This window comes from Sphingomonas glacialis, from assembly GCF_006439055.1.
Classification (GTDB): Bacteria; Pseudomonadota; Alphaproteobacteria; order Sphingomonadales; family Sphingomonadaceae; genus Sphingomonas; species Sphingomonas glacialis_A.
On sequence record NZ_RCZC01000002.1, the window covers coordinates 684976 to 706940 of the forward strand.

At 67.1% G+C, this 21965-nt stretch carries 23 protein-coding genes; 10 read left to right on the forward strand and 13 right to left on the reverse strand.

Annotated features, from left to right (window positions below):
* Positions 1-6: 6 nt before the first annotated feature.
* The 7 genes from EAH76_RS07070 to glmU form a co-directional block, all read right to left on the reverse strand.
* Positions 7-1857, reverse strand: a complete 1851-nt coding sequence (locus tag EAH76_RS07070) for a CHASE4 domain-containing protein (RefSeq protein ID WP_140849492.1) — start codon at positions 1855-1857, stop codon at positions 7-9.
* On the reverse strand, positions 1857-3746 hold the full coding sequence (locus EAH76_RS07075) for a putative bifunctional diguanylate cyclase/phosphodiesterase (protein WP_140849494.1): 1890 nt from the start codon (positions 3744-3746) through the stop codon (positions 1857-1859). Before EAH76_RS07075 ends, EAH76_RS07070 begins: the two co-directional genes overlap by 1 nt.
* A 90-nt stretch (positions 3747-3836) precedes the next feature.
* Complete coding sequence (locus EAH76_RS07080) at positions 3837-4727, reverse strand: ROK family protein (protein ID WP_140849496.1); 891 nt, start codon at positions 4725-4727, stop codon at positions 3837-3839.
* Complete coding sequence (gene glmS / locus EAH76_RS07085; protein WP_140849498.1) at positions 4724-6547, reverse strand: glutamine--fructose-6-phosphate transaminase (isomerizing); 1824 nt, start codon at positions 6545-6547, stop codon at positions 4724-4726. Before glmS ends, EAH76_RS07080 begins: the two co-directional genes overlap by 4 nt.
* 15 nt (positions 6548-6562) lie before the next feature.
* A complete protein-coding gene (locus tag EAH76_RS07090) occupies positions 6563-6943 on the reverse strand; it encodes a type II toxin-antitoxin system VapC family toxin (protein ID WP_140849500.1) in 381 nt (126 codons plus the stop codon).
* Positions 6940-7305, reverse strand: a complete 366-nt coding sequence (locus EAH76_RS07095) for a ribbon-helix-helix protein, CopG family (protein ID WP_140849501.1) — start codon at positions 7303-7305, stop codon at positions 6940-6942. The genes EAH76_RS07090 and EAH76_RS07095 overlap by 4 nt, the downstream gene beginning before the upstream one ends.
* 30 nt (positions 7306-7335) lie before the next feature.
* Complete coding sequence (gene glmU / locus EAH76_RS07100; protein WP_140849503.1) at positions 7336-8697, reverse strand: bifunctional UDP-N-acetylglucosamine diphosphorylase/glucosamine-1-phosphate N-acetyltransferase GlmU; 1362 nt, start codon at positions 8695-8697, stop codon at positions 7336-7338.
* A gap of 61 nt (positions 8698-8758) precedes the next feature.
* On the opposite strand from glmU, the gene EAH76_RS07105 reads away from it, so the two are divergent.
* On the forward strand, positions 8759-9433 hold the full coding sequence (locus EAH76_RS07105; RefSeq protein ID WP_140849505.1) for an HAD-IA family hydrolase: 675 nt from the start codon (positions 8759-8761) through the stop codon (positions 9431-9433).
* Here the strand turns inward: EAH76_RS07105 and EAH76_RS07110 are convergent.
* The 4 genes from EAH76_RS07110 to EAH76_RS07125 are packed head-to-tail and all read right to left on the reverse strand — an operon-like array spanning position 9425 to position 12027.
* Positions 9425-10486, reverse strand: a complete 1062-nt coding sequence (locus EAH76_RS07110) for a nucleotidyltransferase domain-containing protein (protein WP_140850408.1) — start codon at positions 10484-10486, stop codon at positions 9425-9427. The genes EAH76_RS07105 and EAH76_RS07110 overlap by 9 nt on opposite strands.
* Positions 10486-11346, reverse strand: a complete 861-nt coding sequence (locus tag EAH76_RS07115) for an HprK-related kinase A (protein ID WP_140849507.1) — start codon at positions 11344-11346, stop codon at positions 10486-10488. Before EAH76_RS07115 ends, EAH76_RS07110 begins: the two co-directional genes overlap by 1 nt.
* Positions 11343-11630 carry an HPr-rel-A system PqqD family peptide chaperone gene (locus EAH76_RS07120; RefSeq protein WP_241659595.1) on the reverse strand — a complete coding sequence of 96 codons (288 nt, stop codon included), beginning with the start codon at positions 11628-11630 and terminating at the stop codon, positions 11343-11345. Before EAH76_RS07120 ends, EAH76_RS07115 begins: the two co-directional genes overlap by 4 nt.
* 4 nt (positions 11631-11634) lie before the next feature.
* Positions 11635-12027, reverse strand: coding sequence for a hypothetical protein (locus EAH76_RS07125; RefSeq protein WP_140849509.1), 393 nt, complete (start codon positions 12025-12027; stop codon positions 11635-11637).
* A 79-nt stretch (positions 12028-12106) separates the two neighbouring features.
* Here EAH76_RS07125 and EAH76_RS07130 point away from each other — a divergent pair, with 79 nt between their 5' ends.
* From EAH76_RS07130 to EAH76_RS07170, 9 genes are all read left to right on the forward strand, one after another.
* Entirely contained in the window at positions 12107-13342 is a 1236-nt protein-coding gene (locus EAH76_RS07130; protein ID WP_140849511.1) for an ATP-binding protein, read from the forward strand.
* A 74-nt stretch (positions 13343-13416) separates the two neighbouring features.
* On the forward strand, positions 13417-14481 hold the full coding sequence (locus EAH76_RS07135) for a substrate-binding domain-containing protein (RefSeq protein ID WP_140849513.1): 1065 nt from the start codon (positions 13417-13419) through the stop codon (positions 14479-14481).
* Positions 14482-14523: 42 nt separating this feature from the next.
* Positions 14524-15900: a phosphate ABC transporter permease subunit PstC gene (gene pstC, locus EAH76_RS07140; RefSeq protein WP_140849515.1), complete on the forward strand. Its 1377-nt coding sequence runs from the start codon at positions 14524-14526 to the stop codon at positions 15898-15900.
* Positions 15901-15991: 91 nt separating this feature from the next.
* Positions 15992-17206, forward strand: a complete 1215-nt coding sequence (gene pstA, locus EAH76_RS07145; protein ID WP_431357985.1) for a phosphate ABC transporter permease PstA — start codon at positions 15992-15994, stop codon at positions 17204-17206.
* Positions 17203-17973, forward strand: coding sequence for a phosphate ABC transporter ATP-binding protein PstB (pstB, locus tag EAH76_RS07150; protein ID WP_140849521.1), 771 nt, complete (start codon positions 17203-17205; stop codon positions 17971-17973). The genes pstA and pstB overlap by 4 nt, the downstream gene beginning before the upstream one ends.
* A 6-nt stretch (positions 17974-17979) precedes the next feature.
* The gene (phoU, locus tag EAH76_RS07155; protein ID WP_140849524.1) at positions 17980-18678 is read left to right on the forward strand and encodes a phosphate signaling complex protein PhoU; all 699 of its coding nucleotides are present in this window, start codon (positions 17980-17982) and stop codon (positions 18676-18678) included.
* Positions 18679-18683: 5 nt separating this feature from the next.
* The gene (gene phoB / locus EAH76_RS07160) at positions 18684-19376 is read left to right on the forward strand and encodes a phosphate regulon transcriptional regulator PhoB (RefSeq protein WP_010187105.1); all 693 of its coding nucleotides are present in this window, start codon (positions 18684-18686) and stop codon (positions 19374-19376) included.
* Positions 19377-19458: 82 nt separating this feature from the next.
* Complete coding sequence (locus EAH76_RS07165; RefSeq protein ID WP_140849526.1) at positions 19459-19815, forward strand: hypothetical protein; 357 nt, start codon at positions 19459-19461, stop codon at positions 19813-19815.
* Positions 19816-19981: 166 nt separating this feature from the next.
* A complete protein-coding gene (locus EAH76_RS07170) occupies positions 19982-20881 on the forward strand; it encodes an SDR family NAD(P)-dependent oxidoreductase (protein WP_140849528.1) in 900 nt (299 codons plus the stop codon).
* A 57-nt stretch (positions 20882-20938) separates the two neighbouring features.
* Here the strand turns inward: EAH76_RS07170 and EAH76_RS07175 are convergent, their stop codons facing one another.
* Entirely contained in the window at positions 20939-21280 is a 342-nt protein-coding gene (locus tag EAH76_RS07175) for a DUF2794 domain-containing protein (protein ID WP_140849531.1), read from the reverse strand.
* Positions 21280-21960 (reverse strand): serine O-acetyltransferase EpsC, encoded by a 681-nt coding sequence (gene epsC, locus EAH76_RS07180; protein WP_194150950.1) that lies wholly within the window; start codon positions 21958-21960, stop codon positions 21280-21282. The genes EAH76_RS07175 and epsC overlap by 1 nt, the downstream gene beginning before the upstream one ends.
* Positions 21961-21965 lie beyond the last annotated feature (5 nt).

Consider the following 21965-nt stretch of genomic DNA (forward strand, 5'->3'; position numbering starts at 1 on the left):
AACGGGCTAAGCCGCCAGCGTCTGCTCGGCCTTGGGCGCGAGCGCGAGTGTCAGCAGGGCATAGGCCCCCTTCCCCACGCCTTCGCTTTCGAGCCGCAGCGATCCGTGCATCGCCGCCATCGAATTGGCGCACCAGTGCAGCCCCAGGCCGCCCGATTTGTGCTTGCGCGTCGAAAAGCCGCGCTGGAACAGCGTCGGCGCGTGCTCGGCGGCGAAGCCCTCGCCATCGTCGCGGATCGCGATCACCGCGCTGCCCTCGGTCTCGGTGATCGAGACGGTGATCGATCCGCTCGCCGTGCCCGTCGCGGCGATGGCATCGGCGGCATTCGAGAAGAGGTTGCCGATCACCTGGCTCAGGATGATCCGGCTCGCCAGCACATGGCACGGGTGCGCCGGGAAGCTGAACGCGATCGACACGCTGCCCGAATAGCGCGCGATCGTCGCATTCTTGGCGAGGATCTCGGTCACGTCGCAAGGCGCGACCTCGGGCCGCTCGTGCGCCGCACTTTGCTGCTCGCCGATGATCTCGAGCACATGGCTCATCGCCTCGCGGCCGATCTGCAATTCGCGCTGGCGGTCGGCGCGGTCCTGCGCTTCGGCCTCGACCGCCGCCGCCACGAAGGCGAGCAGCTTGGCCTGCCGCGCCGCGGGCAAATCGTCCTTGCCGAGTTCTGCGATCGCGCGGTCGAGCACCGTGCGATCGATCGGCGGGGCCTGCGCGATTCCCTTGCTGAGGATCGTGCTGATCGGGTTGAGCGCGTTGCGGACATTGTGCATCACCGCGACTGCACTCTCGCTCTTGCCGAGCGCGAAGCTCTGCACCTCGAGCTGTTCGCGCAGATCCTTCAATTGCTCGAGCATCGCGTTGAAACTGCTGCGCAATGATCCGATTTCATCCTTGCGCGGTTCGTCGGGCAACAGCCCCAGCGAGCCCGACGTGCGCACCATCTGCATATGGCTTTCGACGCGTGCCAGCGGGCGCAGCACGAGCATCGAGATCATCCGACGCAGCATCGCGAGCACAATCAGCAGCAACAGCGTCGATCCGGCGACCGCCAACAGCAGCATGCGTTGGCCAAGCAGCGAGAGATCGCGCGTCACGCTGAACGCGGCGCTGGCGACGGCATGGCCGTCGGCGCCGCGGATCGGAACCGCGATCCGCATCGTCGAGCGTGCCGAGACGATCGCATCGGTATCGGGACGGTTGGTGAAATCGATCGCCGCGGGAAGCTGCAGCACATCCGACAGCGTCTTCGAGGTGATTCGCCGCGCCATCAGCACATAGCCGCGCGGATCCCCCGTACCGTCGCTGCGCCGCACTTCGGCGACACCGACCGCGACGAGCTCGTTGCCGAGCCGCAGATAATAATGCCCCGAGCTTTGCCGCCCGAGCACGCGCTTGAAATCGGTCTGGCCAAGAGAGGCCACGAACTCGGTGCGCCCCGGCGGATCCCGCCAGCGCGCGATGACAATCCGACCGTCCTTGCCGACATAGGCCATGCCGTCGACGTTGAGATTGACCATCGCGAGCGTCGAGAAGCTCTCCTTCTCGAACTCGGGCGTGGGGTGCGCCATATAATCGTAGCTGGCGGTCCAGTCGCCATAGTCGCGCACCGCGCCTTCGACCTTGGCGGCGAAATCCCCGAGCGCGGCGCGCGTCCGCTCGACATGCGCGGCGACCGACTTGTCCTCGAGCTGGTTGAAGCTCGGCACGATCAGCGCGGCAAGCAACGCGGTCAGCGCGACCGAGCCGATCAGCCCGATCCCCATCAGGATCACGACGAGCTTGGCGCCGAGCGAGCTCGGCTCGCGCAGCGCCTCGATCCGGCCGCGCGCGGTGCGCGAGGGCCGGCGCATCAGCCGTGCGTCCCGTTACCCGGTTCGACGGCGTCGGCTGCCGCGGGATCGAGCATGTAGCGCGCCTGCGCGATCTCGCACGCGACGTCCTGCGTCACTGGCCGCGAGAAGAAATAGCCCTGCATGTGGCTGCAGCCGGCGACGCGCAGCGCCTGCAGCTGCGCCTCGGTCTCAACCCCTTCGGCGATCACGCCGAGCCCGAGCGCATGGCCGAGATGGATGATTGAATGGACGATCGCCGCCGATTCGCGCTCGCGGCCCATGCCGTCGATGAAGCTGCGGTCGATCTTGAGGCAATCGAGCGCGAACTTGCGAATGTTGTAGAGGCTCGAATAGCCCGTGCCGAAATCGTCGAGCGCGATGCGGAAGCCCATCTGGCGCAATTTGTAGAGCGTGTCGGCGGCGCGATCGGCATCGTCGAAGATCGCGGTCTCGGTGATCTCGATCTGGACGCGGCGCGGGTCGATCCCGGCGCGCTGCACCGTCTCGACCAGCCGCGCGACGAAATTATGGCGGCGGAACTGGCGCGGCGAGAAATTGACCGAGACGTACTGGCTCGGCCATTCGGCGAGCACCTTGAGCGATTCGCCGAGCACCCAGTCGCCGAGTTCGTGGATGAGGTTGGTTTCCTCGGCGATCGGGATGAACACCGCCGGGCTGATCGGCCCGTGATCATTGGTGTTCCAGCGCAGCAGCGCCTCGAAACCGATGACTTCGAGTTCCTCGCGCGCGACGATCGGTTGATAGACCAGGCTCAGTTCGCCCTTGGCGATCGCCTGCGACAGGCCGCCCTCGATCGCGCGGCGCAGGCGGATATTCTCGTCCATGCCTTCGTCGAACAGGCGCACGACACCGCGGCCCTCGCGCTTGGCGTCGTTGAGCGCGAGATCGGCGCGACGCATCAGGTCGGTCGGGTCGCGCGTCTCGCCGGGCTCGGTGACGATCAGGCCGAACGACGCGCCGCCCTGGACAGAATTGCCGAGCACCTTGAAGGTGCCCGTGCAGGCCTTGAGGATGCGCTGGCATTCCATTTCGGCGGCTTCGGCGCCGGGCGTGTCGAACAGCAACCCGAACTCGTCGCCCCCGAGCCGCGCGACGAGGCCGCCCGCCGGGATCGAGGTCTGCAGGATGTCGCAGATCGTGCGGATCAGTTCGTCGCCGGCGAGATGGCCGAGCGTGTCGTTGACCAGCTTGAAGCGATCGAGATCGACCATCGCCACCGCGAACTGCCCCGAAAGCTGCGCGCGATCGGTCAGCGCGCGGCGGAAGGCGAGCCGGTTGGGTGCCTCGGTCAGCGAATCGTGGTTCGCCATGTGGATCGCGCGGCTTTCGTTCGCGGCGAGCTCATGACCCTGTTCCTGCAGCTGGACGACCTGCGCGGCGAGCGTCTCGCGTGCTTCCGCGAGTTCGCGGTCGCCACGCCAGCGATGCGCGAGCGCGGTCGCCATCTGCGTGACTTCGGCGACTTCGAACGGCTTGGCGATGTAGAAGATCTTGTCGGCGGGGCCGGCCGCCTTGGCGATCTCGATCGGCGAAAAATCGGAATAGCCGGTGACGATGACGAGGTTGATATTGGGATCGAGCTTGCGGATCCGCGTCGCGGTTTCCTTGCCGTCGATGCCGGGGGGCATGCGCACGTCGATGAAGGCGACGGCATAGGGCTCGTCGGACGCCAGCGCGGCCTCGACCGCCGCGACGCCGTCGAGCCCCTGCATCGCATGCGTCAGCGCGAAGTCGATCGCGTCGTCGGGTGTCGCATCGGCCGAGTCGTCGCCGAACAGTTCGGCCGCCATCGCCTCGAGCGCGCCGGTATCCCCCGCCGCCGGTGCGAAGCTGCGCCGATAGCTGTCGTGCATGGCCGGTTCGTCGTCGACGATCAGAATTCGCATAGCCACCCGCCCGTAAGATATTTGGCATTTAAGCCCGTTGCGAACTCGTATGCCAAGGCGGTTAATGCGTCGTAAACGACGATCTGAAACTCAGCCGCGTTCGAGTGCCAGGACCCCGAGCTGCACCGCACCGAGCGGCCCCGCCATCCCCCCGAGCCCGGCGGGCACGACGAAATCGTCGATCGGCAGCAGAGCCGGGGCCGCGACATAGCCGCCGAGACTCGCGACCAGCCGGGTGCGAATCTCGGGCAGCAGGTGCGGCACGCCGACCACCACGCCGCCGCCCATCACGATCCGTCGCGGAATGCCGGTCAGCACGAGCGTGTGGCAAAGCTGCGCGAGGGTGTGTGCGACGGTCTCCCATACCGGATCGCGCGCCGCCAGATCCTGCGCTGCGGTCCCGGTGCGGGCGCGGATCGCCGGCCCCGAGACGAGGCCTTCGACGCAATCGCCATGGAACGGGCAACTCCCGGCCCAGCCGTCACCCGCCATTCGGACCGGGCGGACATGGCCGAGCTCGGCATGCGTCATCCCCGAGACCGGTGCCCCGCCGAGCACCAGCCCGACGCCGACGCCGGTGCCGACGGTCATATAGGCATGATCCGCGACATCATGCGCCGCACCCCAGCGCCCCTCGCCGAGCGCCGCGCCGTTGACGTCGCTGTCGAAGCCGAGCGGCACGCCTGCGACCGTCGCCAACCGCATCGCGACATCGGTGTCGGACCAGCCGGGCTTGGGCGTCGAGGTGATGAAGCCGTAGGTCGCGGCGCTGCGGTCGAGCGACACCGGGCCGAAGCTGGCGATGCCGAGCGCATCATAGCCCGACCAGCGCCGCAGCACGTCCTCGACCGCGCCGAGCGTCTCGTCGGGCGTGGTGGTCGGGATCTGGACGCGGTCGCGGACGTCGTTGGGTCCGCTCGCGAGGACGCAGATGACCTTGGTCCCGCCGAGCTCGACGCCCGCGATCAGCGGTGCGCTCACTCGACCGTCACCGACTTTGCGAGGTTGCGCGGCTGGTCGACATCGGTGCCCTTGATCACCGCGACATGGTAGGCCAGCAGCTGCACCGGCACCGCATAGACGAGCGGCGCGATCAGCGGGTGGACCTTGGGCATGGTGATCGTCGCCATACAGCCGTCGCCCGCCGCCTGGATGCCGTCATAATCCGAGATAAGCACGACCTTGCCGCCGCGCGCCTGGACCTCCTGCATGTTGCTGACGGTCTTGTCGAACAGCGGGCCCGAGGGGGCGATGACGATGACCGGGACGTTCTCGTCGATCAACGCGATCGGGCCGTGCTTCATCTCGCCCGCGGCATAGCCTTCGGCGTGGATGTAGCTGATTTCCTTGAGTTTGAGTGCGCCTTCGAGCGCGAGCGGATAGTCGGTCCCGCGGCCGAGATAGAGCACGTCGCGCGCGCCCGCGATGTGGTGCGCCATCGCCTCGATCGCCTCGTCATAGGCGAGCGCGCCGTTGAGCGCGGCGGGGGCTTCGGCGAGATGCTTGACGATCATCTTCTCCTCGGCGGCGGAGAGCTTGCCCTTGGCGCGCGCGAGGTTGGCGGCGAGTGCCGCGAGCACGGCGAGCTGACAGGTGAACGCCTTGGTCGAGGCGACGCCGATCTCGGGGCCAGCATGCGTCGGCAGCAGAAGATCGGCTTCGCGCGCCATCGAGCTGGTCGGCACGTTGACGACGACCGCGATGATCTGCCCCTCCGAGCGCGCATGGCGGAGCGCGGCGAGCGTGTCGGCGGTCTCGCCCGATTGGCTGATGAAGAGCGCGAGCCCACCCTCCTCCATCACCGGCGCGCGGTAGCGGAATTCGGACGCGACATCGAGGTCGACCGGCACGCGCGCGAACTGCTCGAACCAATATTTGGCGACCATGCCGGCGTAGAAGCTCGTCCCGCACGCGACGATCGTGACACGCTTGATCGTCGAGAGGTCGAACTCGGGGATCGGCAGCGTGACGCGCTCCTCCATCCGCTGCAGGTACGAGCGCAGCGTCTGCGCGACGACGATCGGCTGCTCGTAGATCTCCTTGAGCATGTAATGCTTGTGGTTGCCCTTCGACACGAGGTCGCCGGTGACGCCCGAGATCGTGATCGCGCGTTCGACCGGCGTATTGGCGCGGTCATAGACCTGCGCGCCCTCGCGGGTAAGGACGACCCAGTCGCCTTCGTCGAGATAGGCGATGCGCTGCGTCAGCGGCGCGAGCGCGAGCGCGTCGGAGCCGAGATACATCTCGCCCTCGCCATAACCGACGACGAGCGGCGAACCGAGCCGTGCGCCGATCAGCAGGTCGGGATGCTGGCGGAACAGGATCGCGAGCGCGAACGCGCCGTGCAGGCGCGGCAGGACCTCGCGTACGGCATCCTCTGGCGCGAGCCCGGCTTCGACCTTCTCGCTGATGAGATGCGCGACGACCTCGGTGTCGGTCTCGCTGGTGAAGGTGCGGCCGCGGGCAATGAGTTCGTCGCGCAGTGGCTTGAAATTCTCGATGATGCCGTTGTGGACGACCGCGACCTCGCCGGTCGCATGCGGGTGGGCGTTGTTGGTGGTCGGGCCGCCATGCGTCGCCCAGCGCGTGTGCGCGATGCCGGTCTTGCCGGGCAGCGGATGCGCGGCGAGTTCGTTGGCGAGGTTGACGAGCTTGCCCGAAGCACGCCGCCGCTCGATCGCGCCGTCGAAATCGGTGGCGATGCCGGCCGAATCATAACCGCGATATTCGAGCCGCTTCAAACCGTCGAGCAGACGGTCCGCGACGTCTTGGGTGCTCAGGATGCCAACGATGCCACACATGGAATGTCGTCCGAATTAGAGGTAATAGGGTACACGGACCCCCGGCATGTTCGCCGGAAAATCCTTGGTGTTGCGGGTCACTAGCACGCGGCCGTGAACTTGGGCTGACGCGAGGATGATCGCATCAGGGGATTTGAACCGCGGGCGCTCTCGCCGCAACGCCGCCGCGCGTGTTGCGATCGCTTGGTCGATATCGTCGATCCCGAAGCCCGCCATGAACAATTCCGCATTTTTCAGGCGGTTTCCCGCGCCCTTCGACAAGACTTCGATCCAGACCATTCGGCTGATCCAGGCGCGCGATCCATCGCTCGCGGCGCGTCGGATCTCGATGAGCGCGGGTTCGAACCCGGCGAGCGCATCAATGATGATGTTCGAGTCGAAGGTGTAGCTGCTCACCGGTTTGGAGAATATTTGGGCTCGGGATATTTACCCACGAGCATATCGAGATAGATCTGCCGCTGCCGATCGTCCTCCGCATCGAACAGATCGGGGAATTCCGCTTTCGTGTCCTCATAATCATCGTCCCACGGACGGGTCGAGGATGCGCGTTCGCGGCGCTGCCACTCGACCGAATCGCCGATATCGACACGATCCTTCCAGGCCCCGAAACCCGCCTCGAGCCAATCCTTGGGCGCCTCCGCACGATAGGCGGACACCGCCTCGCGCAAAACCGACGCGCGCGACTTCCCTTGTTCAGCAGCGCGCGCATCGAGCCACCGGATGTCATCATCGGGAAGATCAGCAAGAATCCGCGCCATCCGAAAATGATATCACGCAGGTATATCACGTCAAGCCTTGGCCTTCTTCGCCTTCATCGCGTCGCGGAAGCGCTTGGCCCAGCCGGCGCGCGCCTCCTGCTTGCCGCGGCCGAGCGCCAATGCATCGGCCTCGACATCGGCGGTGATCACCGATCCCGCACCGACAATCGCGCCCGCGCCGATCGTCACCGGCGCGACCAGCGCCGAGTTCGATCCGATGAAAGCGCCTTCGCCGATGATCGTCTTGGCCTTGAAGAAGCCGTCGTAATTGCAGGTGATCGTCCCCGCGCCGATGTTCGCCCCCGCGCCGATCTCGGCATCGCCGAGATAGGTCAGATGGCTCGCCTTGGCGCCGGCGCCGAGCACGGCCTTCTTCATCTCGACGAAATTGCCGATCTTCGACTTCTCGCCCATCACCGCGCCGGGGCGCAGGCGGGCGAACGGGCCGACTTCGGCCTTGGCGCCGATCTTGGCGCCCTCGATATGGCTGAAGGCGTGGAGCACCGCGCCGTCACCGACGGTCACGCCGGGGCCGAAGACGACGTTGGGCTCGATCACGACGTCGCGGCCGATCGCCGTGTCGTGCGCGAACCAGACGGTTTCGGGGGCGATCAGCGTTGCGCCGTCGGTCATCGCCTGCGCGCGGCGCTGCGCCTGCCACGATGCCTCGACCACGGCGAGTTCGCCACGGCTGTTGACGCCCGCGACTTCGGTCGCGCCGGTCTCGATCACCGCCGAGCGGCGGCCGTCGGCGGCTGCGAGCATGACGATGTCGGGCAGGTAATATTCGCCCGCGGCATTGTCGTTGCCGACGTGCGCAAGCAACGCGAACAGATCGGCGCTGCGGACCGCCATCAGCCCAGAATTGCACAGATCGACCGCGCGCTCGGCGGGGGTCGCGTCCTTATATTCGACCATCTTGGCGATCACGCCGTCCTCGGCGATGATCCGGCCATAGGCACCGGCATCGGCGGGGCGGAAGCCGAGCACGACCGCCACCGGCGCGTCTTCCGCGTTCAGCCGGTCGAGCATCGCCTGCATCGTCTGCGAGGAGACGAGCGGGACATCGCCATAAAGGATCAGCACATCGCCGACGAACCCGGAGAGCGCCGCCTCGGCCTGCGCCACAGCGTGCCCGGTGCCGAGCTGTTCGGCCTGCAGTGCGGTCGCGATCCCGAGCGGCGAGACCGCCGCCTCGACCTGCTCGCGCCCCGCGCCCGTCACGACGACGGTCCGCACCGGAGCGAGCGCGGCGACGCTTGCCGCCAGGTGCAGCAGCATCGGTCGCCCGGCGATCGGGTGGAGCACCTTGTGCAGGTTCGATTTCATCCGGGTGCCCTTGCCGGCAGCAAGGATGATGGCGGCGATGGGGGGGCGAGAGAGGCTATCCATGGCGTCAGCCCTGCCACGCCGGACTTGCCTTTTCCATACCAACCCTGCCAGGCGGGAGCGCATGACGACGAATTCATTCAAGATCGTGGGGTTCGACCTCGACGGCACCTTGGTCGACAGCAGCGGCGATCTCACCGCCGCGGTCAACGATGCACTCGCCTCGGCCGGGCGCCCTACGCTCACCGTCGCGCAGGTCAGGACGATGGTCGGCGGCGGCGCGAAGCATATGCTGGCACAAGGGCTCGAGGCGACCGGCGGCTGCACGCCTGAGGAATTTCGTCCGATCTACAAGCGGATGCTGGCCTATTATGCCGCGCACATTTCGGTCCACACACGCCCCTTCCCGGGCGTAATCGAGGCCCTCGACCAGCTCGACGCGCGCGGCATCAAGAGCGCCGTCGTCACCAACAAATTCGAGAGCCTCGCGCTCACCTTGCTCGCCGATCTCGGGCTGACCGAGCGCTTCGCCTGCATCATCGGCGGCGACACGATGGGGCCCGGCCTGTCCAAGCCCAACCGCGCGCCGATCGACGAGATGATCCGGCGCTGCGGCGGCGGGAAAGCCGCGTTCGTCGGCGACTCGATCTACGACATCATGGCGGCGAAGAACGCCGAGATCCCCGGCATCGCGGTCAGCTTCGGCTTTTTGCTCGAGCCGATCGAGCAGATGGGCGCCGACGCTATCATCGATTCGTTCGATCAGCTCCTGCCGACGCTCGAGCGCCTCTCAGCCTGAGGCGGGCCCGGCGCCGCCCTTGCGCCACTTGGTCCACAAATGCCGCGCGAGCATCGCGGGCGGCATCCGCAGCCAGTGCGAGCGGATGTAGAACGCCATCCGCGTTACCGGGCGTGTCGCCCGCCCCCATCCATCGCGCGCTGTGACGCGGCGAAGGTAAAGGCGGTCGGACCAGCGCTTGTTCAGATCGATCCTGATCGGCGAGGTGTAACCGACAGCGGGCGTATCATAGAGCTGCCAGCACAGCCGCAGCGCGCGCTGGACCTGAGCGGACAAGCCCTCCTCCGAGGCGCGCTCGTAGAGACTCACATAAAAGTCGGGCTGCGTCACCGCGAACTGGCGGCAAAGCTGATCGATATCCCACAGGTTGCGGATCCCGCCCGCCAGATCGCCATCGGCGAACAGATGCGCGGCGGCATGGACAACCATGTCCTCGGGCGACAGCGCCCACAGCCCCGGCGCGACCTCGACCGCATCGGCGAGCAGCGCCGCCGCATTCGGGGTGATCCGCGCGGTGAGCGGGAGGATCGTGTGATGGACGTCGATCATCCGGTCGCGGTCGCGGTGGATCAGCGGGGGGAGCTCGTGCATCCACTGCCGGTAGTAAGCGTCGTCATACGGGTCGGGCTTGACCCACTCCCATCCCGCGTCGAGCAGCGCCGCCTCGACCCTATCCAGCGCTGCGCGCGGCACCAGGATGTCGAGATCGCCGATCGACCGCCCCTGCCCTGCCCGCAAATCGGCAGCGACGAACGCGGTGCCCTTGAGCAGGACAATCCGCTCGCCGAGCGGCGCCAGCGCGCGCCGCGCGGCCTCGGCCTCCCACAAAGCGACGACGCGGCCCTGCTCGGCCGAGCGCGCCGCATCGCCGAGGATCCGCCCGACCGCGGGCGGGACCGCCACCTCGCCAAGCCGCCACGCCAGCGTCCCGAGCATCTGCTCGGCGCGCGCGATCGCGAGCAAGGCGGTCCAGCCTTCGGCGTCCAGCTCGAGCGTGCTTTCGGGCAGGCGCAGCGCACGCGCCAGCAGCCGGCCGTCGGGCGCGCGGAACATCAACGCGCGGCCCACGCCGCCTCCACTTGCGCGATCGCGCTGGCGGTATCGGGATAATCGATCGCCCGCGCCGGGACCGAGGTCACGAGACGCGTCAATGCGTCGAAGCCTCGCTCGCCAAGCGCGACATAATTGGTCGAGGCCTGGGTCAGCCGCACGAACACCTCGCTCGGCGACACATCGCGTGCGGCGGGTTCGAAGCCGAAGCTCGGAAACAGGATCAGCGCCGGGCACGCCGGCTGCGTCATCGTCGTGATCGCCTGCGCATCGGGGACGAAATGCCGGATCGTGCCCTTAGGGGTTCCCTCCAGCAGCGGGCCGAAGCGATCCTCTGCCGCCTCCGCCGCGACGGTCGCGATGCTCGCATTCTTGAGGCTGACGAGGCGCGGAAAGGCATAGAGCTGTCCCGTTTCGGGATCGAGCAATGCAAATTCATCGCCCATCAGCCGCCATCCACGCAGCGACAGCAACGCCGCGAGTGTCGATTTGCCCGCGCCCGACACACCCGTCATCACCAGCGCCTCACCATCGCGCTCGACCACCGAGGCGTGGAGCAGCAGATAGCGGCGCTGCCCGAGCGCCATCTGCAGGTTCATCCCCATCTCGGCGGCGAGCAGCCCCTGCGCGAGCGGAAGCGGCGCCGCTTCGGGCAGCACGAAATCGCCGCCGATCATCACCGACGGACGCAGCACGCGCCGCCACGGCCGCGCGGCAAACAACCGCACGGTAAAATCGGGAACGTCGCCGGCGGGCTTGGGATAGGCGCCATACAGCGTCTCGAGCTGCGCGATCGGCGCGCGCCAGTCCGAGCCGATCCGGAACCCAACCGGCCCGATCGCGACACTAAAGACATGCTTCATGCCCGCGACACCAAGCCGGTCGCGACGAGTTCGTCGAGCCGCTCGCGCAGCACCTCGGCATCGGCATCGCCCAGCGCATAGTCGCGCGCGAGCCGCTCGAGCAGCGCGACGCGCGTCATCCCCGCCTCGCCCAAAGTCGCGAGAATCTCGGGCGCTGGCGCGGTGATAAGGTGGGTGATGCCAGACGCGCGGTGATACACCGCGGCGAAACTGTCGAGATGGACGATGCTCAGGCTTTCGGCCCGCGCCATGCGGTAGAGGACGGTGTCGTCCGCCGGATCCACGGCCTCAGCCGCGCGGCATCTGCAACGACGCGAAGCAGGTGAAGCCGCTCGTCCCCGATTGCAGCCGCCGGATGTAATTGGTGTAGGCGCGGCTCTGCTGGTAGTTCGTCCCCGGCAGCTGCCCGCCGGCGAGCGCAGTCTTGACCTCTTCGCCCTTGAACGGCCGCCCCGGCGGCGCGAACGCGCCCGGGGTCCGCGCGGGCACGGTGGTGCCGTCGGCGGCGATGTAACTGCCCGCCCGCCCCGGATCGGGCACCGGGATCTCACAGGTCGAGATCGACGCGGTGGTCGCGGCGAGCGCCGGACGGATCGAAACCACCGCGGCGGCACCGGCCGCGCCTAGCATGAGCGCGCGGCGACGCGTTGCATTGGGGCTTTCGGGCGGAACGTCGGTCATGGTGACAGCCATTTCACATTCGCAAATCGCTGGCAAGCAAGGCTATCGAGCTTAAGCATCTTTGGGCTAAGGCAGCCAAATGCTCCAAGGTTTCGGTTCTCGTACGATCACGGCGATCGGCCTCATCGTCGTCGCAGCGATCGCGGTGTTTCTGCTCGCGGGCGATCTGCAGCCGGCATTGGTCACGCTGGTCGGCGGGATCGCGGCGGCGCTCGTCGCGACGGGAACCGGCGACGGCCCGATCGAGACGCCCCGCCCCGTCCCCGCACCCGCCGTGCTCGTGCCGCCCGAGACCCAGGACGTGATCGAGGCAATCGTCGAACCCGTGCTGATCGTCGCCGAAGGCCGCGTCACGCACGCCAATGCGGTGGCGCTCGGGCTGCTCGGCAAGCATATCGTCGGCGAGGATGTCCGCGTCGCGATCCGCCACCCCGGCGCCGCCGAGCGGCTCGCAGGCCCCGCCGGAGAGACGTCGCAAGGGCCGATCAACCTGGTCGGACTCGGCACGCTCGACCAGCATTGGGAAATGCACGTCAGCCCGGCAGCGCGCGGGCAGCGCATCGTCCAGCTGGTCGATCGCACCGGCAATTACGCCGCCGAGCGGATGCGGGTCGATTTCGTCGCCAATGCCAGCCACGAACTGCGCACCCCGCTCGCCTCGATCCTCGGCTATATCGAGACGCTCGGCGACGACAAAGCGGGCGAGGACGCGCAGGTCCGCGGTCGCTTCCTCAAGATCATGTTCGACGAAGCGCGGCGGATGCAGCGGCTGGTCGAGGATCTCATCTCGCTCAGCCGGATCGAGGCGGAGAAATATCGCCTGCCCGATCGCGCGGTCGATGTCGGCGCGCTGATCGGCGAAGTCCGCTCCGAACTGCTCGACGCGCAGGACAAGCGCAGCAGCGACATCGTCGCCGATATCGACCTGAGCGTCCCCGCAGTCGCCGGCGACCGCGCGCAGTTGAGCCAGGTGCTCCACAATCTCATCGGCAACGCGATGAAATATGGTCGCGCTGGCACGCCGGTGACGGTCAAGCTTTGGCGCGATCCGGCGGGGATGGTGCGGATCAGCGTGACCGACGAGGGCGAAGGCATCGCGCCCGAGCATCTGCCGCGCCTCACCGAGCGCTTCTATCGCGTCGATCCCGGCCGCAGCCGTGCGGCCGGCGGGACCGGGCTCGGCCTCGCGATCGTCAAGCATATCATCGAGCGGCACCGCGGCCGCTTCGACGTGGCGAGCGTCGTCGGCACGGGAACAACCGTGACAATTCTGCTTCCTGCACACGGTCAGACGGGCACTGTCATCAAACGGTAACGACAGTGTCACACAGGCTGCCTGTCGCACTGCTATCGCGACTCTACGGACCATCCGGTCCGAGGGGAGATTCCATGAACCGGAAACGCGCGATCATCGCTCTTGCCGCCTGCGGTGCGGCAGCGTTGGCACTGAGTGCCTGTCAGGATCAGGCGAATGGCGGGGGTGCGGGTTCGCGCGACCATATCACCGTCGTCGGTTCGTCGACGGTGTTCCCCTTCACCACGATCGTCGCCGAGCAGCTGATCAACAAGACGCCGGGCATGAAATCACCCGCGATCGAATCGACCGGCACCGGCGGCGGGATGAAATTGTTCTGCGCCGGAGTCGGTGCGGCGCATCCCGACATCGAGGACGCCTCGCGCCGGATGAAGGCGAGCGAATATCGGCTGTGCAAGGACAATGGCGTCGATGCGATCCTGGAGGTCCAGGTCGGGCTCGACGGCGTCGCCTTCGCCGAATCGAAGAACGGCCCGAAGCTGCAGCTGACCGCGGTCGATCTCTACAAGGCGCTCGCCGCCAGCCCGATGGGCCAGCCCAACACCGCCAAGACGTGGAAGGACGTCAATCCGGCGCTCCCGGCGATCCCGATCCAGGTCTACGGCCCGCCCTCGACCAGCGGCACGCGCGATGCGCTGGCCGAGCTGATCCTCGCCAAGGGCTGCGACGCGATCAACCCGGCGCTCGCCGAAAAGAAGGAGAACGATGCCGCTGGCTATGCCAAGAGCTGCACCGCGATCCGCGAGGACGGCGCCTATATCGATGCCGGCGAGAACGACAATCTGATCGTCCAGAAGCTCCAGTCGAACCCCAATGCGATCGGCATCTTCGGCTATTCGTATCTCGAGCAGAACAAGGACAAGCTCAACGGCGTGCCGATCAACGGGGTCGAGCCGACCTATGAGACGATCGCGCGCGGCGCCTATCCGGGCTCGCGGCCGCTCTACCTCTACGTCAAGAAGGCGCATCTCACCGCGATCAAGGGCCTGCGCGAATTCCTCGCAGTCTATGCGCAGTCGTGGGATCCCAAGGGTCCGCTTGTCGCCAAGGGGCTGATCGCCGCGCCCGACGACGTCCGCAAGCGCAGCGCGCAGATCATCAAGGCCGAAGCGACGCTGGATCCCTCCAAGCTGCTCTGATCGCCTTTTCCTCACCTCGAACACGAAGTCGAAACACCCGCTTTGTCGATTCTTACTCTATCCCTCGTCATCGCGGGGCTCGGCCTGATCGGCTGGCTGACGGCGCGGATGCGCGCCGTCGGCTTTCGCCGCGGCAGCACCGCGCGGTTCAGCTCGCTGCCGTCGCATTTCGGCGGCTATGTCGCCTTGTGGACGGTGTTGCCCGCCGCGTTGTTCCTGTGCGTCTGGGCGTCGACCTCGCCCGCGCTGGTGACCGACCGGGTGTTGCACGACCCCGCCGCAGCGCAACTGCCGCCGCCGGGGTTCGATCGCGCCGCGATCCTGTCCGAAGCGCGCAGCCTGGCCGCGGGCAACAGCTTCGGTGCGTTCAACCCGCTGTCGCAGAAGCTCGCCCCGGCCTATGCCGCCGCGCAGAACCGCAACGACTGGATCGGGTCGGCGGTCGCCTTGCTTCTCGTCTTCGCGACGGGCGGATTCGCCTATACCCGCGTCCGCCCCGATTTCCGCGCGCGCAGCAAGATCGAGCGCGTCGTGATGGCGTGCCTGCTCGCCGCCTCGCTGATTGCGATCGTGACCACGATGGGGATCGTCGCGTCGCTGCTGTTCGAATCGTGGCGCTTCTTCAGCGTCGTGCCGATCGGTGATTTCCTGTTCGGAACGCACTGGAGCCCGCAGGTCATCGACCCGGCCGATCCGGGCAAGACGCTCGGCGCGGTGCCGCTGTTCTGGGGCACCTTCTTCATCGGCGCGGTGATCGCGATGCTCGTCGCGATCCCGTTCGGGCTGATGAGCGCGGTGTACCTCACGCAATATGCGACGCCGCGCGCGCGCCGCTGGATGAAGCCGATTCTCGAGGTGCTCGCGGGCGTGCCGACCGTCGTCTACGGCTATTTCGCCGCGCTGACGGTCGCGCCTGCGGTGCGCGACGTTGCGGTGTCGCTTGGCATTACCTGGGCGAGTTCGGAAAGCGCGCTCGCCGCAGGGCTGGTGATGGGGGTGATGATCATCCCGTTCGTCTCCTCGATGGCCGACGATTCGCTTGCCGCGGTGCCGGGTGCGATGCGCGACGGGAGCCTCGCGATGGGCGCGACCTCGTCCGAGACGATCCGTCGGGTGCTTCTCCCCGCCGCCCTGCCGGGCGTCGTAGGCGGCGTGTTGCTGGCGGTCAGCCGCGCGATCGGTGAGACGATGATCGTGGTGATGGCCGCGAGCGGAGTCGCAACGCTGACGCTCAACCCGTTCGCCAGCGCGACCACCGTCACCAAGCAGATCGTCGATCTGCTCACCGGCGAGGCCGAGTTCGACAGCCCGAAGACGCTCGCCGCCTTTGCGCTGGGGCTCACGCTGTTCGTCATCACCCTGCTCCTCAACATCGTCGCGCTGACGGTCGTGAAACGGTATCGCGAAGCTTATGAGTGACGCCCCCACCCTGAGCGGACTCGTCCCCGGCGTCGCGACCACCGCGCCCGCCCAGCCCGAACGCGCGCCGACCGATTGGCGCACGCAGTCGATGCAGCGCCGCATCCGCAAGCGCTACGCATCCGAGCGCCGCTTCCGGCTGCTCGGGCTTGCCGCGGTCGTGCTGTCGGCGGGGTTCCTCGCGGTCTTGCTCGTGACGATGGTCTATAACGGCGCGAGCGGGTTCCTGCAGACGCGGATCGCGCTGCCCGTCGATTTCGCGCATTCGGGCCTGCTGCTGACGCCGGCCGAACTGCGCGGACCCGGCGCCGATCTCGCGCTGTCGACCGCCAATATCGAGGGCCTGACCGACAGCTCGGCCCGGGCCGCATTCGGCCCCGACGGCGATCGCTGGGTGTCCGACGGCGGCTGGCTGCGCGTGCGCCAAGCGTTGAAGCACGACCCGGCGCTGCTCACCGCGCGCACGACGATCTGGGTGCCCGCCGCGGATACGCTCGACGTCGCCGCCAAGCGCCAGGGCGATCCCGCAGCTGAAGCGATCGTCGCGAAGTTGCAGGCGCGGCACGCGATCTCGACTGGTTTCAACCTCCCCTTCCTCACCGCGTCGGATTCGAACGATCCGACGCGCGCAGGGATCTGGGGCGCGTTCAAGGGGTCGCTGTTCACGATGCTCGTGACGCTGCTGATCGCCTTCCCGGTCGGCGTGCTCTCGGCGCTCTATCTCGAGGAATATGCGCCGCGGAACCGCTGGACCGATCTGATCGAGGTCTCGATCAACAATCTCGCCGCGGTGCCCTCGATCATCTTCGGCCTGCTCGGGCTCGCGGTGTTCCTCGGCACGTTCGGTCTGCCGCGCTCGGCGTCGATCGTCGGTGGCCTGACGCTCGCGCTGATGACGATGCCGGTGATCGTCATCTCGGGCCGCAACGCGATCAAGGGCGTCCCACCCTCGATCCGCGATGCAGCGCTCGGCGTCGGCGCGAGCCCGATCCAGGTCGTCTTCCACCACGTTCTGCCGCTCGCTTTGCCCGGCATCCTCACCGGCACGATCATCGGCATGGCGCGCGCGCTCGGCGAGACCGCGCCGCTGCTGATGATCGGCATGCGCGCCTTCATCGCCTCGCCGCCCGCGCGGCTGACCGATCCGGCGACCGTGCTGCCGGTGCAGATCTTCCTATGGTCCGATCAGATCGATCGCGGCTTCGTCGAAAAGACCAGCGCGGCGATCATCGTCCTGCTCGCCTTCCTGCTCGCGATGAACGGCTTCGCGATCTACCTCCGCAACAAATTCGAGACCCGCTGGTGACCCTGACCAACCATCCCAAGATATCCGCGCAGCACGTCACCGTCTGGTACGGCGCGAAGAAGGCGATCGACGACGTGTCGCTCGATTTCGGGTCGGATCACGTCACCTCGCTGATCGGCCCTTCCGGCTGCGGCAAGTCGACCTTCCTGCGCACGCTCAACCGCATGAACGACACGATCGCGGCGGCGAAGGTCGAGGGCGACATCACGCTCGACGGCGAGGACATCTACGCCCCCGAGATGGACGTCGTGCAACTCCGCGCCCGCGTCGGCATGGTGTTCCAGAAGCCCAATCCGTTCCCCAAATCGATCTTCGAGAACGTCGCCTACGGTCCGCGCATCCATGGCCTCGCCGGCAACAAGAGCCAGCTCAGCGCGATCGTCGAGCAATCGCTGCGCCGCGCCGGCCTATGGGACGAGGTCAAGGACCGCCTCACCGACAGCGGCACCGCGCTGTCGGGCGGCCAGCAGCAGCGGCTGTGCATCGCGCGCGCGATCGCGGTCGATCCCGAAGTGATCCTGATGGACGAGCCGTGCTCGGCACTCGATCCGATCGCCACCGCCAAGATCGAGGAACTGATCCACGAACTCAAGGGCCGCTATGCGATCGTGATCGTCACGCACAACATGCAGCAAGCCGCGCGCGTTTCGCAGCGCACCGCTTTCTTCCACCTCGGCAGCGTGGTCGAATATGGTGCGACGTCGGACATCTTCACCAATCCTCGGCAGGAACGTACCAAGGATTACATCACCGGCCGGTACGGTTGAGAGGACATGCCATTGAACGATCATACGGTTAAGGCTTTCGACGCCGATATCGGCCAGCTCCGCGGTCTCATCGCGCAGATGGGCGGAATGGCCGAGCATGCCATCGCCGGCGCGATGGAAGCGCTGCGTCGTCACGACCTCGAAGGCGCGCAACGCATCATCGCGGGCGACAAGAAACTCGACGCGCTCGAGCTCGAGGTCGAACAGCTCGCGGTGCGGATCATCGCCTTGCGCGCGCCGCTCGCCGACGATCTGCGCGAAGTCGTCGCCGCGCTGAAGATCGCCGGCGTGATCGAGCGGATCGGCGACTATGCCAAGAACATCGCCAAGCGCATCCCGTCGATCGAAAGCCATGGCGAGATCGAGCCGCTGTCGGTGCTCCCCGCGATGTCGGCGCTGGCGGTGCGGATGGTGCACGACGCGCTCGACGCGTTTGCCGCGCGCGATGCCGATGCCGCGGTCGAAGTCTGCCGGCGCGACCGCGAGGTCGATGATTTCTACAACAGCCTGTTCCGCGTCCTCGTCACCCACATGATGGAGAATCCGCGGACGATCGGCCAGGTCACGCAACTGCTCTTCATCGCCAAGAATCTCGAACGCGTCGGTGACCACGCAACGAACATCGCCGAGATGATCTACTACGCCGCAACCGGTACGCACATGGTCGAACGTGACCGTGGCGCCCTTCCCAGCCTGACGGAGTAAACGATATGGCCCGCGCCAAAATGCTGCTGGTGGAAGACGATGCGGCGCTCGCCGAGCTGCTGATCTGGCACTTCAAGCGCGAGGATTTCGAAATCGCGCAGACGCCCGACGGCGAGGAGGCGTTGCTGCTCGCCAAGGAGAACACGCCCGACATCGTGCTGCTCGACTGGATGGTCGAGGGCCTCTCGGGGATCGAAGTGTGCCGCCGCCTGCGCCGGATGCCCGAGACCGCCAACGTGCCGATCATCATGCTGACCGCGCGCGGCGAGGAAGAAGATCGCGTCCGCGGGCTCGAGACCGGTGCCGACGACTATGTCACCAAGCCCTTCTCCCCGCGCGAACTCGTCGCGCGTGTCGGCGCGGTGCTGCGGCGCGTGCGGCCCGCGCTGGCGGGCGAGCAGCTCACCTATTCGGACATCGAGATGGACACGGTCGGCCACAAGGTCCGCCGTTCGGGCGAGGTCATCCCGCTCGGGCCGACCGAGTTCCGGCTGCTCAAGCATTTCCTCGAACATCCCGGCTGGGTGTTCTCGCGCGAGCGGCTGCTCGATGCGGTGTGGGGGCATGACAGCGACATCGAGAGCCGCACCGTCGACGTCCATATCCGGCGGCTGCGCAAGGCGATCAACCGTGGCGACCGGCCCGATATCATCCGCACGGTGCGCTCGGCGGGGTACGCACTCGATTCGGGAGCGTAAAGATTATTGGGACCCATGCGGCACAATGTGCGTTGGACCGGACGAGCAGCACACAAGGCTGCCCGTTCGCAGGAGACCCCGTATGAAAATCATGATGTTCGCGGCGCTCGCCGCTGCCGTCGCCATGCCCGCTCTGGCGCAGACCACGCCCGCCCCGGCGACCCCCGACACTTCGATGAGCCAGCCGGCGCAGCAGCCCGCCCCCGGCCAGCCCGCTCCGGCCGCCGACCCCGCAATGGCACAGCCCGCCGCCCCGGCCGCTGATCCGGCAATGGCGCAGCCCGCGCCTCAGGCCGCGCCGGCTGCTCCCGTAGCGGCAGCGCCGATGGCCGCGACCGGCGACTATCCGCCCTGCTCGCGGACGCTGAAGGATGGCTGCACCGAGCGTTCGAACGCGGCTGGTGCGCGCGTCCATGGGAAGCGCATGCACAAGCGCTGAGGCCGCGCCGGATTCTTCCGGCAGCAGCCTGTAAGACTTGACGTTACGGCCGGCGTGCAGAAGCTCTGCACGCCGGCCTTTTCGTATCTGCAGTATGCCGATCGCGGCTTGCACGCGCCGCGCAAATGCCTAGGACGCGCCTCAAACCACCTAGAGGAGTCCATCCATGTCCATCCGTTTCGATGATAAGGTCGCCATCGTCACCGGCGCCGGCGGCGGTCTCGGTCGCGCCTATGCGCTCGAGCTGGCGAAGCGCGGCGCGAAGGTCGTGGTCAACGATCTCGGCGGCTCGCGCGATGGCACCGGGCATAGCGACGCGGCGCTGAAGGTCGTCGAGGAAATCAAGGCCGCCGGCGGCGAGGCGATCTCGAACGGCGGCAGCGTCACCGAATATGAGCAGATGGTCGAAATGGTCGCCAAGGCCAAGGAGACCTGGGGCGGCGTTCACATCCTGATAAACAATGCGGGCGTGCTGCGCGACAAGAGCTTCGCCAAGATGGAGCCGGCAGATTTCAAGTTCGTCATCGACGTGCATCTCAACGGTTCGGCCAATGTCACCAAGGCGGTGTGGGACACGATGCGCGCGCAGAATTACGGCCGCATCCTGATGACCGCGTCGTCGACCGGGCTCTACGGCAATTTCGGCCAGGCGAATTACGGCGCGGCCAAGCTCGGCCTCGCGGGTCTCACCAAGACGCTCGCGATCGAGGGCGCGAAGAACAACATCAAGGTCAACACGATCGCGCCGACCGCGGGCACGCGGATGACCGAGGATCTCTTCCCGGCAGAAGCCTTCGCCGCCTTCGCACCCGAGAAGGTCGCCCCCGCTGCGCTCTATCTCGTGTCGGAAGAGTCGCCGACCAACATGATCATCGGCGCTGGCGCTGGCGTGTTCCAGGCGGCCTATGTCACGCTGACGCAGGGCAAGCTGCTCAGCGGCGACGATCTCTCGCCCGAGGGCATCGCGGCGCATTGGGCCGAGATCACCGACCGTGCGGGCGAAATGACCCCGCAGAACGGTGCCGAGCAGTCGATGAGCATCCTCAAGAAGCTGCAGGGCGGCTGACCGTACTGTCGCCTCGGCCGTCGTGGCCGGGGCGACATTTGCCTGCCCCGCGATCGGTTAGTCGACGATCTTCATCAGCCGCCGCTCGACCGGGGCGAGTACCGGCCCCAGTTCGGGGCCGCGCTTGAGCACCATGCCGTGCTCGCCGATCAGCGCCCACATCCCCTGCTTGTTGCGCAGCGCCGGGCGCTTCTCGATCCGGAACTCGGGGCGCTCGGCGGCGCGGCGGAACGCCGCAAAGACCGCCGCTTCATAGCCGAGATCGATCGCATAATCGCGCCACAGCCCGGCGGCGACCATGCGCCCGTAAAGATCGAGGATGCGGTTGAGTTCGAGCCGTTCGAAGCCGATCTGCAGCGGCGCGCCGCGCGGCCCCGGAAAGGGCGTGATCGTCCCCATCAAGCCCGATCGCGCACGTCGTGATTTTCCACCAGCAAGGCGTCGAGCCGCTTGCGCATCGTCTCGAGCTCGCAGCGCAGCAATTCGACCTTCTGCGTCGCGGGGTCGAACATGTCGCGGCACGGCGTGCCGTACGCCAGGAACTCGACGGGCTTCTGCCCGCCCTCGACCATCGTCGCGCGGGCGGGGATGCCGACCATCACCGCACCCTCGACCACGTCGCGCGTCACCACCGCATTGGCACCGACCCGCGAGCCCTTGTTGAGCGTGATCGGCCCGAGCACCTGCGCGCCCGAACCGATGATGACATTGTCGCACAAGGTCGGGTGGCGCTTGCCGGCCACGCCATTGTCGGGGCTGGTGCCGCCGAGCGTGACGCACTGATAGATGGTGACGTTGTCGCCGATATCGGCGGTCTCGCCGATCACGACGAAGCCGTGGTCGATGAAGAAATTGCGGCCGATCGTCGCACCGGGGTGGATGTCGATCGCGGTCATGAAACGCGAGAAATGATTCACCGCGCGCGCCAGGAAGAACAGCCGCGCCTTGAACAGGCGGTGCGCGATACGGTGATAGCCAAGCGCCCACACGCCGGGATAGGTCAGGATCTCGAGCCGCGAACGCGGGGCGGGATCGCGGGCCTTGATCGAATCGAGATAGGCGATCAATCGTCCCATCATTGCGG

Excerpts from the sequence above, each read along its gene's own strand:
- EAH76_RS07115 (WP_140849507.1), bottom strand. The coding sequence starts at position 11,346 with ATGAAGCATGTCTTTAGTGTCGCGATCGGGCCGGTTGGGTTCCGGATC.
- EAH76_RS07105 (WP_140849505.1), top strand. The coding sequence starts at position 8,759 with ATGACGACGAATTCATTCAAGATCGTGGGGTTCGACCTCGACGGCACC.
- pstA (WP_431357985.1), top strand. The coding sequence starts at position 15,992 with ATGCAGCGCCGCATCCGCAAGCGCTACGCATCCGAGCGCCGCTTCCGG.
- EAH76_RS07070 (WP_140849492.1), bottom strand. The coding sequence starts at position 1,857 with ATGCGCCGGCCCTCGCGCACCGCGCGCGGCCGGATCGAGGCGCTGCGC.
- EAH76_RS07110 (WP_140850408.1), bottom strand. The coding sequence starts at position 10,486 with ATGTTCCGCGCGCCCGACGGCCGGCTGCTGGCGCGTGCGCTGCGCCTG.
- glmU (WP_140849503.1), bottom strand. The coding sequence starts at position 8,697 with ATGGATAGCCTCTCTCGCCCCCCCATCGCCGCCATCATCCTTGCTGCC.
- phoU (WP_140849524.1), top strand. The coding sequence starts at position 17,980 with ATGCCATTGAACGATCATACGGTTAAGGCTTTCGACGCCGATATCGGC.
- epsC (WP_194150950.1), bottom strand. The coding sequence starts at position 21,960 with ATGATGGGACGATTGATCGCCTATCTCGATTCGATCAAGGCCCGCGAT.
- phoB (WP_010187105.1), top strand. The coding sequence starts at position 18,684 with ATGGCCCGCGCCAAAATGCTGCTGGTGGAAGACGATGCGGCGCTCGCC.
- EAH76_RS07125 (WP_140849509.1), bottom strand. The coding sequence starts at position 12,027 with ATGACCGACGTTCCGCCCGAAAGCCCCAATGCAACGCGTCGCCGCGCG.
- EAH76_RS07075 (WP_140849494.1), bottom strand. The coding sequence starts at position 3,746 with ATGCGAATTCTGATCGTCGACGACGAACCGGCCATGCACGACAGCTAT.
- EAH76_RS07175 (WP_140849531.1), bottom strand. The coding sequence starts at position 21,280 with ATGGGGACGATCACGCCCTTTCCGGGGCCGCGCGGCGCGCCGCTGCAG.
- EAH76_RS07165 (WP_140849526.1), top strand. The coding sequence starts at position 19,459 with ATGAAAATCATGATGTTCGCGGCGCTCGCCGCTGCCGTCGCCATGCCC.
- EAH76_RS07095 (WP_140849501.1), bottom strand. The coding sequence starts at position 7,305 with ATGGCGCGGATTCTTGCTGATCTTCCCGATGATGACATCCGGTGGCTC.
- EAH76_RS07130 (WP_140849511.1), top strand. The coding sequence starts at position 12,107 with ATGCTCCAAGGTTTCGGTTCTCGTACGATCACGGCGATCGGCCTCATC.
- glmS (WP_140849498.1), bottom strand. The coding sequence starts at position 6,547 with ATGTGTGGCATCGTTGGCATCCTGAGCACCCAAGACGTCGCGGACCGT.
- EAH76_RS07170 (WP_140849528.1), top strand. The coding sequence starts at position 19,982 with ATGTCCATCCGTTTCGATGATAAGGTCGCCATCGTCACCGGCGCCGGC.
- EAH76_RS07135 (WP_140849513.1), top strand. The coding sequence starts at position 13,417 with ATGAACCGGAAACGCGCGATCATCGCTCTTGCCGCCTGCGGTGCGGCA.